The 14,511-nt window shown below is 61.9% G+C and carries 7 protein-coding genes and 1 rRNA gene; 4 read left to right on the forward strand and 4 right to left on the reverse strand.

Annotated elements, in window-relative coordinates; translation table 11 throughout:
* The first annotated feature begins 166 nt into the window (after positions 1-166).
* The 4 genes from rrf (at position 167) to recD (ending at position 9,740) form a co-directional block, all read left to right on the forward strand.
* Positions 167-282, forward strand: a 5S ribosomal RNA gene (rrf, locus tag SLW74_RS00005).
* Between the two features lie 193 nt (positions 283-475).
* On the forward strand, positions 476-3,961 hold the full coding sequence (gene recC / locus SLW74_RS00010) for an exodeoxyribonuclease V subunit gamma (protein ID WP_410927787.1): 3,486 nt from the start codon (positions 476-478) through the stop codon (positions 3,959-3,961).
* Positions 3,958-7,656: an exodeoxyribonuclease V subunit beta gene (recB, locus tag SLW74_RS00015; RefSeq protein WP_410927788.1), complete on the forward strand. Its 3,699-nt coding sequence runs from the start codon at positions 3,958-3,960 to the stop codon at positions 7,654-7,656. Before recC ends, recB begins: the two co-directional genes overlap by 4 nt.
* Positions 7,653-9,740, forward strand: a complete 2,088-nt coding sequence (recD, locus tag SLW74_RS00020; RefSeq protein WP_410927789.1) for an exodeoxyribonuclease V subunit alpha — start codon at positions 7,653-7,655, stop codon at positions 9,738-9,740. The genes recB and recD overlap by 4 nt, the downstream gene beginning before the upstream one ends.
* 3 nt (positions 9,741-9,743) lie before the next feature.
* Here recD and SLW74_RS00025 read toward each other — a convergent pair whose 3' ends face one another.
* The 4 genes from SLW74_RS00025 to SLW74_RS00040 all read right to left on the reverse strand — a co-directional run bounded on the left by SLW74_RS00025 (position 9,744) and on the right by SLW74_RS00040 (position 14,282).
* Positions 9,744-11,294: an amino acid ABC transporter permease/ATP-binding protein gene (locus SLW74_RS00025; RefSeq protein ID WP_410927790.1), complete on the reverse strand. Its 1,551-nt coding sequence runs from the start codon at positions 11,292-11,294 to the stop codon at positions 9,744-9,746.
* 165 nt (positions 11,295-11,459) lie between these two features.
* Positions 11,460-12,278 carry an ABC transporter substrate-binding protein gene (locus SLW74_RS00030; RefSeq protein ID WP_410927791.1) on the reverse strand — a complete coding sequence of 273 codons (819 nt, stop codon included), beginning with the start codon at positions 12,276-12,278 and terminating at the stop codon, positions 11,460-11,462.
* Positions 12,279-12,352: 74 nt separating this feature from the next.
* Positions 12,353-13,417 carry an isopenicillin N synthase family dioxygenase gene (locus SLW74_RS00035; RefSeq protein ID WP_410927792.1) on the reverse strand — a complete coding sequence of 355 codons (1,065 nt, stop codon included), beginning with the start codon at positions 13,415-13,417 and terminating at the stop codon, positions 12,353-12,355.
* 13 nt (positions 13,418-13,430) lie between these two features.
* Positions 13,431-14,282 (reverse strand): sugar phosphate isomerase/epimerase family protein, encoded by an 852-nt coding sequence (locus SLW74_RS00040; protein WP_410927793.1) that lies wholly within the window; start codon positions 14,280-14,282, stop codon positions 13,431-13,433.
* Positions 14,283-14,511 lie beyond the last annotated feature (229 nt).

Consider the following 14,511-nt stretch of genomic DNA (forward strand, 5'->3'; position numbering starts at 1 on the left):
TGCCCGTGAGGCTTGACCATATAACACCCAAGCAATCTGCACAGAGACAGCAGATTGCGGTGTGTGAAGACGCATGAAGACGAAAGTTTGCGAACACACAAGCGGTACCTTAATCACATACCCGATTTGCTGAAGCGTTCTCAGGAACGAGTCAGTACCCGAATTTCTTGACGACCATAGAGCGTTGGAACCACCTGATCCCATCCCGAACTCAGAAGTGAAACGATGCATCGCCGATGGTAGTGTGGGGTTTCCCCATGTGAGAGTAGGTCATCGTCAAGATTAAATTCCAGAACCCCATTTGCGAAAGCAGATGGGGTTTTGTTTTTGCGCGCGGAAAAAGCTGCCAACCTTTTATCGCTGCATCACCACCCATAAGGGGATGTTCGCCAGTCGCCCTAGCAACATCGAACGCTAACAAGTCCGCTCCCTCTGGTAGTCTTCTCCCTCTTTTGAAAGACCAAGGGGTGCAGCTATGCCGGTGACATCCAATCTTAACCCCGGATTTATGGTGGTCCATGGTAATCGCCTGGATGAGCTGCGTGGCCTAGTGGTGTCATGGATGCGGCGTTACCCGCTGACGCCCCTTGAGAACGAAGTGGCGCTGGTACAAAGCAACGGTATTGCTCAATGGCTGAAGCTCGCGTTGGCCGAAGATGCACAGGACGATGATCAAGGGGGTTGCGGCATCGCCGCTGCGATTGATGTGCAGCTGCCTGGTAGCTTCATGTGGCAGCTGTATCGGGCGGTGTTGGGCAAGGCCGAGATCCCGGAGACCTCGTTACTCGATAAAGCTCCCTTGACGTGGCGTTTGATGCGATTGCTCCCAGGCCTGATCAATCAGCCACACTTCGAGCCACTGCAACGATTCCTGACGGCCGATACGGACCTGCGCAAGCGTTACCAACTGTCCGAGCGACTCGCTGACCTGTTCGACCAATATCAGGTGTATCGCGCCGACTGGTTGGAAGACTGGGCTGCTGGCAAGCACCAACTCAGGACCGGTCGGGGAGAGGCAAAGCCGCTGAAAGCAGAGAACTGCTGGCAAGCCGAACTGTGGCGTGCGCTGCTCCATGATGTCGGGGCAGAGGGCATGGCCCAGAGCCGTGCCGGTGTGCATCAGCGTTACATCGAGCGCATCAACAGCCTGACCGAGGCGCCGGCCGGTTTGCCCGCGCGGGTTATCGTTTTCGGTATTTCCTCATTGCCGGCCCAGGCACTAGAGGCGCTTGCCGGGTTGGCTCGTTTCAGTCAGGTCCTGCTCTGCGTTCATAATCCTTGCCGCCATCACTGGGCAGACATCGTGGCTGACAAGGATCTCCTGCGTCACGAATACAAGCGTCAGTCGCGAAAACCCGGCATGCCGGTGGTGCTGAATCCTGACGCGCTGCACCAGCACGCTCACCCGTTGCTGGCGGCGTGGGGCAAGCAGGGTCGTGATTACATCAATCTGCTGGACAGTCATGACGACCCAAACAGCTACCGATCAATTTTTCGCGACGGGCGCATCGACCTGTTTAGCGAGAGCGAGCCAACGACCCTCCTGAACCAACTCCAGGACGATATCCTCGAACTGCGCCCTTTGAGCGAGACCCGTGACGTCTGGCCGCCCGTGGACATCAAGACTGACCGCTCCATTCGCTTTCATGTCGCCCACAGTGCCCAGCGTGAAGTGGAGGTGCTGCATGACCAACTGCTCGCGCGCTTCAGCAAGGATCCGGACCTGCGTCCCCGGGACGTCATCGTCATGGTGCCGGACATCGACAGCTACGCTCCCCACATCCGTGCGGTATTCGGCCAGCTGGACCGTGACGATCGCCGCTTTATCCCCTTCACCCTCGCCGACCAGGGCCAACGCGGCCGTGATCCGCTGCTGATCGCCGTTGAGCATCTGCTGAAAATTCCGGACAGTCGATTCCCGGTCAGTGAAATCCTCGATCTGCTGGACGTCCCCGCATTACGCGCGCGGTTCGGCATTGATGAGCGTGACCTGCCAACCCTGCATCGCTGGATTGAAGGGGCGGGTGTGCGATGGGGGCTCAATGCAGACCAACGCGAAGGGCTGGGTCTGCCGGAACAGCTTGAGCAGAACAGCTGGCATTTTGGCCTGCGTCGGATGCTGCTGGGCTACGCCGTCGGTGCGGGTGCGGCTTACGACGGCATTCAGCCGTATGACGAAATCGGCGGGCTGGACGCGGCTTTGATTGGCCCTCTGGTGTCCCTGATCGATGCGCTTCAGGTCGCGCACAACGAACTCTCCCGGCCCGCCACACCCGCCATGTGGGGCGCGCGCCTTCAGGCGATCATGCAGCTGTTCTTCATGGCTGACAGCGAGCATGACGACTACCTGCTCAGTCAGCTGGAAACCCTGCGCGAAACCTGGCTGCAGACCTGCGAGACCGTTGCCCTGGAAGAAGAGCTGCCCTTGACGGTCGTGCGTGAAGCCTGGCTGGCCGGGCTTGATCAAGGGCGGCTATCCCAGCGCTTTCTGGCCGGTTCGGTCAACTTCTGCACGCTGATGCCGATGCGCGCGATTCCTTTCAAAATCGTCTGCCTGCTGGGCATGAATGACGGCGATTACCCCCGAGCGCAGCCGCCGCTGGATTTCGATCTGATGGGCAGCGACTACCGTCCCGGCGACCGTTCCCGGCGTGAGGATGATCGTTATCTCTTGCTCGAAGCGTTGCTGTCTGCACGTGATCAGCTGTACATCAGCTGGGTCGGGCGCAGCATTCGCGACAATTCCGAGCGGCCGGCTTCGGTGCTCATCGGGCAGCTGCGCGATCATCTGTCCAGCGGCTGGCGACTGGCCGATGCCATCGAGCCCGAGGACGATAAAAAGCGTGATCCGGGGCAACAGTTGCTGCACAAACTGACCGTTGAACATCCGCTGCAGCCGTTCAGTGCCAAATACTTCCAGGAGAACCCCGAGTTCTTCAGCTTCGCCCGTGAGTGGCAGGTGCTGCACGAAGCCGTCATGGAAGCGGATGAAACAAAAGCGCTGCAAAAGCACCAGCAGGAAGAGCCCTTGAGCCTGATGCAGTTGCAGGATTTTCTGCGCAATCCGGTGAAGCACTTCTTCAGCCAGCGCTTGAAGATATTCTTTGAGGTCGCCGAGGCGCCATTGGCGGACGAGGAGCCTTTCGTGCTCGACGCGCTTGAGCGCTATGGCCTCAGCGACAGCCTGTTGCAAGCAGCGCTAACAGATCCGGAGCACATTCAGGAATCCCTACATGCTCAGGCAACGCGCTTGCAGGGAAGCGGCTTGCTGCCGATGGCCGGCTTCGGCACGTTGCTTCAGGATGAATTGATCGAACCGCTGCCCGACCTCGTCGCCCGTTATCACGAGCTACTGATTCGCTGGCCGGTGAGGCTGCACAGCGCGCTGCCGGTCAGTTATCAGCATCAGGGCGTCGAGCTCGATGGCTGGGTCGATGGGCTTTATCAGAACCCTCAGAACGAGTTACTCGCGATCACCGCTATTCCCAATGCCATCGCCAGCAAGAAGACGCGCAAGTGGCATCGGCTGACCAAGCCGTGGGTGAACCATTTGGTGGCCTGCGCGTGCGATCTGCCGTTGACCACGGCGCTGGTGGCCAGCGACGAGACGCTTTTGCTGCCGCCGCTGGACAAAGACACCGCCACGCGCACGCTGAATGACCTGCTGCTGGCCTGGCATCAAGGCATGCAACGACCGCTGCCGATTGCAGTGAAGACGGCGTTTGCCTGGCTGGGTCAGAACGATGAGGCCAAAGCCGACGCCGCCGCGCGCAAGGCCTATGAAGGCGATGGCCAGAACAGCAAGGGTGAGCGTGCCGAAAGCACCGCCCTGGCGCGTCAGTTCCCGGACTTCGACGTGTTGCTGGGCAGCGAGGAATTCGGGGGCTGGTGCGAGGCGCTGTACAAACCGATTTTTGAAGCGCCCTGGCAGGCACTTTCTCGCGAGGAGGCCGGCGCATGAGTGACGCACAACAACCATTGGCCCTGCGCTTCCCGCTGAAAGGCAGCCAGCTGATTGAAGCCAGCGCCGGCACCGGCAAGACGTTCACCATCTCGGCGCTGTACCTGCGTCTGGTGTTGGGGCATGGCAGCGAGGACTCAGGGTTTGGCCGTGAGCTGTTGCCGCCCCAGATTCTGGTGGTGACGTTCACCGACGCGGCGACCAAGGAACTGCGCGACCGCATTCGCACGCGACTGGCTGAAGCCGCGCGGTTCTTCCGTGAAGAAATCGACGCGCCCGATGCATTGATCGCTGGCTTGCGGGACGAGTTCGCCATTGAGCAATGGCCCGCCTGCGCCAGCCGTCTGGACATCGCGGCGCAGTGGATGGACGAAGCGGCGGTATCGACCATTCACAGCTGGTGTCAGCGGATGCTGCGCGAGCACGCCTTCGACAGCGGCAGCCTGTTCACCCAGAGTCTGGAAACCGATCACACCGATTTGCTGAGCGAAGTGCTGCGCGATTACTGGCGCAAGTTCTGCTACCCCATGAGCGGTGACGCGCTGATCTGGGTGCGCGAGAACTGGAGTGGCCCTGCGGCGTTGCTGCCAAGGGTGCGCGCGTTGTTCGGCAGTGAGCGGGGGAGCGTAACCGAAACCCCGACCGAGCTCATCGAGCAGTCGATCCAGGAACGGCGCGAAACCCTCCGCCAGCTCAAGGCGCCCTGGGCCAACTGGGCCGCCGAGCTGCATGCGATCTGCATCGACGGCGTCGCGTGCAAAGTGGTCGACGGTCGCAAGATGCAGGAGCGTTATTTCAGGCCCTGGTTCGACAAGCTGATTGCCTGGGCCAATGACGATGAGCAGGAGCAACTCGACCTTGGCACCGGTTTCACCCGGCTGACGCCCGACGGCATTGCTGAGGCGTGGAAGAACAACCCGCCGTCGCACCCCGCGTTCGAGGCGATGGTCGAGCTCAAGGTGGCGCTGGACACGCTGCCAACGCCCGATGCGGCGGTGCTCGAGCACGCGGCGCAATGGGTCGGTGCGCGCTTTGAAGAAGAGAAGCGGCGCCGCGCGGAAATGGGTTTCGACGACATGCTGCTGCGCCTGGATGCGGCGTTGCGCGGAAGTGGCGGCGAGCGCCTGGCGACCCTGATCCGCGAGCAGTTTCCCGTCGCCTTGATCGATGAGTTTCAAGACACCGACCCGGTGCAGTACCGCATTTTCGACAGCATCTACCGGCTTGAGGCCAACGACGAAAGCACTGGCCTGTTCCTCATCGGCGACCCGAAGCAGGCGATCTACGCCTTTCGCGGCGCCGACATCTACACCTACTTGCGTGCCCGGCAGGCCACGACCGGACGCTTGCACACGCTGGGCACCAACTTCCGTTCCAGCCACGCGATGGTCGATGCGGTGAACCACGTGTTCACGCGCGCGGAAACGAGCGAGGCCGGTCGCGGCGCGTTCTTGTTCCGTACGCCTGAGGACAATCCCGTGCCGTTTCTGGCAGTCGGGTCTCAGGGCCGTAAAGAGACGTTGCAGGTCGACGGTGAGGTCCTCGCGGCGCTCAACGTCTGGCAGCTGGAAACCGATCAGCCGGTGTCGGGCACGGTCTATCGTCAGCAACTGGCGGCGAGTTGCGCCAGTGAGATCGTCCGTTTGCTCAACGCCGGTCAACAAGGGCAAGCGGGCTTTGCGAAAGCTGGCGAGCCGTTGAAGAACCTGCTGCCCGCCGACATCGCGATTCTGGTGCGTGACGGCAAGGAGGCTCAGGCCGTGCGAGGCGAGTTGTCGGCGCGGGGCGTGCGCAGTGTGTACCTCTCGGACAAGGACTCGGTGTTTGCGGCGCAAGAGGCCCATGACCTGCTCGCCTGGCTCAAAGCCTGCGCCGAGCCTGACGCCGAGCGAACCCTGCGCGCGGCCTTGGCCTGCATCACCCTTGCGTTACCGCTGGCCGAACTTGAGCTGCTGAATCAGGACGAACTGGCGTGGGAAAACCGCGTCATGCAGTTCCGCGATTACCGGCGCATCTGGCGCACCCAAGGCGTGCTGCCCATGCTGCGTCGGCTGCTGCACGACTTCAAACTGCCGCAGGCGCTGGTTCAGCGAACCGATGGCGAGCGTGTGCTGACCAACCTGCTGCACCTCAGCGAACTGATGCAGCAGGCCGCCGCCGAGTTGGATGGCGAGCAGGCGCTGATTCGTCATCTGAGCGAGCACTTGGCGCTGTCAGGTCAAGCGGGAGAAGAGCAGATCCTGCGCCTCGAAAGCGATGAACAACTGGTCAAGGTCGTGACCATCCACAAATCCAAAGGCCTGGAATACCCGCTGGTGTTCCTGCCCTTCATCTGCTCGACGAAGCCAGTGGACGGCAGCCGATTGCCGCTGCACTTTCACGACGCCGATGGCCACGCGCAGATCAGTCTCAAGCCCACGCCGGCACTGATCGAGCAGGCGGATGACGAGCGTCTGGCAGAGGACCTGCGTCTGTTGTATGTGGCCCTGACCCGCGCGCAACACGCGTGCTGGCTGGGCGTTGCCGATCTCAAACGCGGCAGCAACAGCGCCTCGATACTCCATCGTTCGGCGCTGGGCTACTTGCTTGGCGGCGGGCAGAAGCTGGCTGAATCGGTGGCGTTGGGGCAGTGGCTGCATTCGCTGGCAGAAGGTCATCCCGCCGTTAAGGTTGAGCCTGTGCCGCTGCCCACGACCGAGTCCTTCAGCGCGCCGCGCAGCGAGGTCGCGTTGAGCAAGCCGCGCGTGCCCAGGCGCAGCGCTCGGGAGAACTGGTGGATTGCGTCCTACAGCGCGCTGCGCATCGGCGACACCATCACCGACAGCGGCGATCAGTCGCCAGACAGCCCGCAAGCGCAGAAGCTGTTCGACGATGAGCGTCTTGACCCGGATGCGCCGCGGGAGGTGATGGTCAGCGGAGGGGATATCCACCGATTCCCGCGTGGTCCCAATCCCGGCACCTTCCTGCACGGTCTGTTGGAATGGGCCGGCGAGAAGGGCTTTGCCGAAGCGGCTGGCGATCCGCTGTCGCTGGAGAAAGTCGTCGCCCAACGCTGCAACCGTCGCGACTGGAAAGGCTGGATCAACACGCTGACCGACTGGCTGCAGCATCTGCTGACCCTGCCGCTGCGTTTGGGCACAGACGTACAGCCCATGGCCTTGTGCGAGCTGGATCAGCCGAACCAGTACCGCGTCGAAATGGAATTCTGGTTCGCCTGCTCGAAGGTCGATGTGGCGCAGATGGACGCGCTGGTGCGCCGCTACACCCACAACGGCGCCCCTCGTGCGGCCGCTGAGACGGTTTCGCTGAACGGCATGTTCAAGGGCTTCATCGACCTGACGTTCGAGCACGAAGGTCGTTACTTCGTCGCCGACTACAAATCCAACTGGCTGGGCGTCGACGACGATGCCTACACCGAGCAGGCGATGGAAAACTCGATTCTGGAGAACCGCTACGACCTGCAATACGTGCTCTATCTGCTGGCCTTGCACCGTCAGCTCAAAGCGCGTCTTGCCGATTACGATTACGACCAGCACATGGGCGGAGCGGTCTACCTGTTCGTGCGCGGCAGTCGCGCAGCGAGTCAGGGCGCGTGGTTTACCCGACCGCCCCGCGCGCTGATCGAAAGTCTCGATCTGCTGTTTCAGGGCCGAGCGCCGATTACGGAAGACGTGCTGTCAGGAGACCTCGTATGAACCGCACCTTCGCTCACTTGATGCCCACGGCGCTGGACGCCGACAGCCTGGCCGACCTGAAACCCCTCAGCCGCGTGGAGGATTTGCTGCTGTTGCTGCAGCGCTGGGTCGAACGCGGCTGGTTGCGCGCGCTGGACAAAGCCTTCGTGGCGTTCCTGGCCGACCTTGATCCTGCCGCCGATTCGCTGGTGCTGTTGGCGGCCACGCTGACCAGTCACCAGTTGGGTCACGGCCACGTCTGCCTGGACCTCTACGAAACCCTGAAAGAGCCGGACTTCGCCTTGTCGTTGCCGCCCGAGGGTGATGTGTTGTCGACGCCGATGCTGTTGCCGTCCTCACTGCTCAAATCGCTGGACGGCGCAACGTGGTGCAAGGCGCTGGAAGCCAGCGCGCTGGTTGCTCACGCGGGGGATGTCTCTGAAGCGGCGGCGCAGAGGCCGTTGGTTTTATCCGATCGGCGCCTGTACCTTCGCCGTTACTGGACCTATGAGCGGCGGATCGATGCGGCGTTGCGTCGTCGGCTGGCTCAGGTGGAAACGGGGTTCAGCGATTTGCCCCAGCGGCTGGATGCGCTGTTCGGCCCGGCCAACCCCGCGCCTGACGCGTTGATCGACTGGCAAAAGCTGGCCTGCGCCCTGGCAACCCGGGGTGCGTTCAGCATCATCACCGGCGGCCCCGGAACGGGCAAAACGACCACAGTCGTGCGCTTGCTGGCGCTGCTGCAATCGCCGGCGGTTGAGCGCGGCAAGCCGTTGCGCATTCGCCTGGCTGCGCCGACCGGCAAGGCCGCGGCACGGCTGACCGAGTCGATCAGTCATCAGGTGCAGTCGCTGCAAGTGCCGGAAGACGTGCGGCAGAAAATCCCTAGCGAAGTCACCACGGTTCACCGCTTGCTGGGCAGCCGTCCGGGCACACGGCATTTTCGTCATCACGCGGGCAACCCGCTGCCGCTGGACGTGCTGGTGGTCGACGAAGCTTCGATGATCGATTTGGAAATGATGGCCAATCTGCTCGACGCGCTGCCGCCCCATGCGCGGATGGTGCTGTTGGGCGACAAGGATCAATTGGCGTCAGTTGAGGCGGGCGCCGTGCTGGGCGATTTGTGCCGCGATGCGGAGGCGGGGATGTACAGCCCGCAGACCCAGACGTGGCTTGAATCGGTCAGTGGCGAGGATCTTTCAAAAAGCGGTTTGCAGCAGGGCGACGATCAGCATCACGCGTTGGCCCAGCAAGTGGTGATGCTGCGCCATTCCCGGCGCTTCGTCGCGGGCAGCGGTATCGGTCAGTTGGCCAAACTGGTCAATCAGCAGCAGGACCAGGAAGCGCGTGCATTGCTCGCGGCTCGTCAGTACCCGGATTTGTTTTCCTTGGTGCTCAAAGGTGAGCAGGACCGTGCGCTGTCGCGGCTGTTGCTCGACGGTCACGGCGATGGCCCACAAGGCTACCGTCATTATCTGGGCGTGATGCACGCGCAGCGGCCGCAAGACCTGACGCAGATCGAAGACCCGCGCAGCGTCGAGTGGGCGCGGCAGGTGCTGAATGCGTTCGATGAGTTCCAGCTGCTGTGCGCCGTGCGCAAAGGGCCGTGGGGCGTGGAAGGGCTGAATCGAAGGATCACTGAAACGCTGTTCAGCGCCGGGCTGATCGAGAGTGATCATCAGTGGTACGAGGGCCGCCCGGTATTGATGACGCGCAACGATTACGGGCTGGGTTTGATGAACGGCGACATCGGCATTGCCCTGCGTCTGCCCGAGGGACCGATCGAGGAGAACCGTCAGGCCCTGCGTGTCGCGTTCCCGCGTAACGACGGCAGCGGCGGGGTGCGTTTCGTGCTGCCGAGCCGGCTCAATGACGTGGAAACGGTGTACGCGATGACGGTGCACAAGTCCCAGGGCTCGGAGTTCGCCCACACGGCGCTGATTCTGCCGGAGGCGCTGAACCCGGTGCTGACCAAAGAGCTGATCTACACCGGCATCACCCGGGCCAAGCACTGGTTCAGCCTGATCGAGCCGCGTCAGGGCGTGTTTGAAGAAGCCCTGCGGCGCAAGGTCAAGCGCCTGAGCGGGTTGATGTTGGGGCTGTGAGGCTCACGCCTCTTTGAGCGCAGGCGCCTGTTGCGCAACGGCGTGATCCAGCCCCATGAACGTGCGCACGCGCGCGCCGCACTGGTTGGCAAGAATCGTCTGCGGCGCGGCGTCGACTTGGACGATGCCGTTTTCCATGAAGATCACCCGGTCGGAAATGGACAGGGCGAAGTCCATCTCATGGGTCACGATGAGCATGGTCATGCCTTCTTTCGCCAGGTCGGCGATGACCTTGAGCACATCGCCTACCAGCTCCGGGTCCAGCGCAGACGTCGGTTCGTCGAACAGCATGATCTGCGGGTCCATCGCCAGTGCCCGGGCAATTGCTACGCGCTGTTGCTGACCGCCAGATAACTGGTGCGGGTATTTGTGCGCATGGGCCAGCAGTCCGACCTTGTCGAGCAGGACGTAGGCGCGTTGCTCGCTGACGTCGCGGTCGCGGCCGTGATACCGCGGCGCGAGGGTCACGTTGTCGAGGATGGTGCGGTGGGGGAACAGGTTGAAGTTCTGAAACACCATGCCAATGCGCTGTACGCCCCGGCGAATCTGCGGCGCGTTGGGGTTGTCGCCCGCGTGAATGTAGCCCTCGCCAAACAGGATGATCTCGCCCTTGTCGATGGTTTCGAGGCTGTTGACCGTACGAATCAGCGAGGTCTTGCCCGAGCCTGACGGGCCAATGATGGAAATCACCTGCCCGGCGTCCACCTCCAGATTGATGCCCTTGAGCACTTCATGCTGCCCGTAGCTTTTATGGATGTTGACCAGTTGCAGCGCCGGTGCCGAGCCCGGTCCTGTTGTCGGCTGGCGCACCACCGTGGGCTGCACGACCAGGCTGGCGCGCAGGTTACTCAGGGCAGTGTCGTCGAGGGTCTGCGGCTTGCGATTGCTCAGCTCCAGGTGCTGCTCCAGCCAGTGAAACAGCCAGCCGAACACCGTCACGATCATCACGTAATACACCGCGACGGCCGACAGGGTTTCCATGACTAAAAAGTTTTGCGCGTACAGGCGTTGGCCCACGGTAAGCAGTTCGGTGAGGGAAATCACTGACACCAGCGAGGTCAGTTTCACCACGGTGATGTATTCATTCACCAGCGTCGGCAGGGAGATACGGAACGCCTGGGGGATGACGATAAGCCGCTGCATGCCGATCAGACCGACGCCCAGGGCGCGGCCGGCTTCTTTCTGGCCCTTCGCAACAGAGATCAGGCCGCCGCGGTGAATCTCCGCCATGTACGCCGCTTCCGTGACCACCAGCGCCAGAAGGCCGGAGTAGAAGGGGTTGGACAGCACGTCGCGGGTGACCGGAAACATCTGCGGCAGGTTGTAGGTGAACACCACCAGCACCAGCAGCGGGACACTGCGGAAGAACCAGATATAAATCGACGCCGGAACGCTGATCCAGCGCGCGGTCGACAGCTTGGCCGAGGCCAGCAGGAAACCCAGCAGCATGCCGATGAACCAGCCCAGGGCGCTGAGCTCGATCACGGTGATGCAGGACTCCCAGAAGTCAGCGACTGAGAACAAAGAAAAAAAGTAGGACCATTCGAATTGCATACGCACCTCAGCAGGGCGGGGCCCGGCGGGATTCCCTTATCAAACGCGATCCCCTGCCGGAGTGAGCTTGCTCGCGATGACTTCGGTACAGCCGACCCATCTTCATCGGCTGTTACGGCCAATCGCGAGCACGCTCACGCCTACAAGGGGTGAAGCATCAAGCCGTCAGTCGGCAGGCTCTTCCAGGTTGTACTTCTTCAACAGCGCAGCGTATTCGCCGGATTTTTTGGTCTCGTCGAAGGCCTTGAGCAACGCCTGATACAGCTCGTCATTGCCCTTCTTCACGTAGATGCCGAGCGTCTGCTGGTAGATCGAATGCTCGGTGCTGACCACCACGCGGCCTTTGGTGCGTTCGGCGATCATGCCGGCGGCGCCGTCGATTTCCACTTGCGCCTGAACGTTGCCCGACAGCAGCGCCTGGGTCACTTCCGGTGCCGACGGGAATTCGCTGACGGCCACCGGGCCTTTGCCCTTCGGCACGCAGTATTCGGCGGAAAGCTTGTTGAACTGGGTGACCCACGTGGTGCCTTTTTCCAGGCCGATTTTCAGCCCGCACAAGTCTTCCGGCACCTTGGGTTTGAGCGGACTGTCCTTGAGCACCATGATCGCTGCGCCCGTTACGGCGTAGGGAATGGTCTGGGCCTGGGTCTGGCGCTCCGGCGTGATGTACATGCCCGAAATGATCGCGTCGTAGTGCCCGGCATTGAGGCTGAGGATCAGGCTGGAGAATTTGGTGTCGACAAACTCGGCCTTGAGGTCCATGTGCTTGGCGAGCAGGCGTGACAGGTCCGGGTCGGCACCAACGACGTTCTTCTTCTCGTCGTAGGATTCGAAGGGCGGGTAGGTGATCTCCATGCCGACCTTGAACTGCCCGGGCGTCACCGTGGTGGCAGCCTGAGCGGCGGTTGCAGCAAACAGGGACGCGCCGAGCACGGCAGAGGCAAGCACGGTCAAGCGGACAGCAGTGTTCAGAGTGTTGCGCATCGTCGGTGACTCCACGTCAGGAAGGTAGGGCTGGGTGTGCTGATTAGTCGGGCGGGGCAGAGGGACGTACCGCATCACGATGCGTCCTGTGTCTGATTCTTCAGGTGGCCGAAGCTCGACGGCTTGCGTGCCTTTTCGTACAACTTGATTTCGCCGTTCTCGACCTTGCGCCGCAGGTACTGGTAGGTCTGCAGCGCCTGACCGAACATGTGCTCGCCGATGGTGATCTCTTCGTAGTCGGCCGTGCCCTTGTCGAACTGCGGAAGGGGCTTGATCTGGGTGTGGAAGTCGCAGGCGAAGAACAGCGGAAACGAATAGCGCTCCTCGCTGACCGTGCGTACCCGATGGGCCGTAGCAACGAACGTACCAGCGGTCATGACCTCCAGCATGTCGCCGATGTTGACCACGAACGCGCCGTCCACCGGCGGCGCGTCGATCCATTGACCCAGGTCGTTCATCACTTCAAGACCGGGCTTGTCGGCCAGCAACATGGTGAAGCACTCGTAATCGGTGTGCGCACCAATTCCGGGCGCGTCCTGGGCGGCGCCGTCAAACGGGTAATGAATCAGGCGCAGCTTGGAGGGCGGACGGGTGACCATCGCGTCGAAGTAGCCTTCCTCCAGACCCAACGCCAGCGCGAAGCCGTCGAACAGGCGACGGCCCAAGGCAAACACCGCCGCGTAATACGCTTCCACCGCAGGGCGAAAACCGGGCAGGTCCGGCCATTCGTTAGCGCCGATCAGTGGGGTTTTAGCGATCACCAGCGGGTCTTCGTCGCCCACTTCAAAACCGATATCGAAGGCTTCCTTGTGGTCCGGCTTGCCCTTGGCGTACACCTCTTCGCCCTCGGGCACGAAGCCTTTGTGGCTGCGTGAAGTGCCGATGTAGTGCTGCATTTTGTAGTCAAGCGACTGGGCGAACAGCTTTTTGGCGGCCTCACGCAGGCCGTCGATCAGCGATGGCGCGATGCCATGATTCCTGACATACAGAAAGCCCACTTCCCGCGCCGCCTTGCCCAGTTGGTCGGCGACGGCCTGGCGCAGGGCGATGTCGGGGCTGAAGAGCCCGGCGATATCGACCACCGGGATGCTGCTGAAATTAGCGACCTTCGGGGCTGCCGCGTGCGACGGATCTGGCATGACGAGACGCTCCTTATCGGCTTGTTGTGTGGGTGAAGCGCTGGAAATGTTCGCGTTCGGTCTGGCCCATCCACACGTTCAGCGACCAGAGATCGGCCACCGGTACATTGGTGAAGGGCAGGTGATGCAGATAGCCGTCGGCGCCGAATTCGGGCGTCATTGTGCTGACCTGATAGCCTCGCGCCTGCTGGGATTTCCACACGGCTTCCCAGTGCTGCTGATGGAAAGCCAGCTCGCGAGCGTACTCGGGGGCAGCGGGATGGGGGACTTGCGGGCCCTGGTCGTAGCCGACCCGGGCCTGAATGTGATGAACGCGCTCGACGAACGCGCTGAGGTCGTCTTCGGGGTCGTCGAGCAAACGCTCGCAGGTGACGATCCAGTGACTGATGTCGCTGGTAAAGCGCAGATCGGGCAACTGGCGGATCAGCTCAAGGGTGACCCAAGGATTGAAAAGCGAGCGCGCGCGGTGGGTTTCAAAAGTGACCGTCTGCCCATGCTTGCACGCCAGCTCCAGTGCCTGACCGAAGAAGTCCACCTGTTGCGGCAATTGCCAACGGTCATTGCCGGCCAGTACGTTGACGAAGCGTGGCGCCAGTTCGGTTGACCAGGCGAGCTTCTGCTCTAGGTCAGTGAGGTGTTCTGCGGTGGTCGCTGATTGTTCCGGGAGGACGTCGTAGGCGGTGAACACCGTGGCGATGTAAGGCACGTGATTGCCGCGCAGGAAGGCGCCGAATTCCGCGCGTTCAACCGGCGTCAGCGGCAGGCGTGCTTCCATGCCGTCGAACCCTGCTTCCAGCAGCTCGTCCAGCGCCTGGGCCTTGCTGGAGCGGTAGCCCCAGAGCGTGCGGAAGATTTCCAGTTTCATCGAGCGTCCTCAAAGATTGCGTCGTGCGGCTGACGTGTGACCCCAGACAGGGCTCCGCCACGGCGCAGGCCGAGACGGGGTACAGTGGCAGTCACATCAGAAAAGGCAATCTTCGGGCCGTGTCTCTACTGGACGGGCTCCTTTATTGGGGCCGATCTTAGATTCGGCCGATGAACGGGAAGAATAGGAAAGCTTAAATGCATAGTTCAGAGATTTCTGAACTATGGTG

This window comes from Pseudomonas sp. W5-36 (assembly GCF_046540455.1).
Lineage (GTDB): Bacteria > Pseudomonadota > Gammaproteobacteria > Pseudomonadales > Pseudomonadaceae > Aquipseudomonas > Aquipseudomonas graminis_B.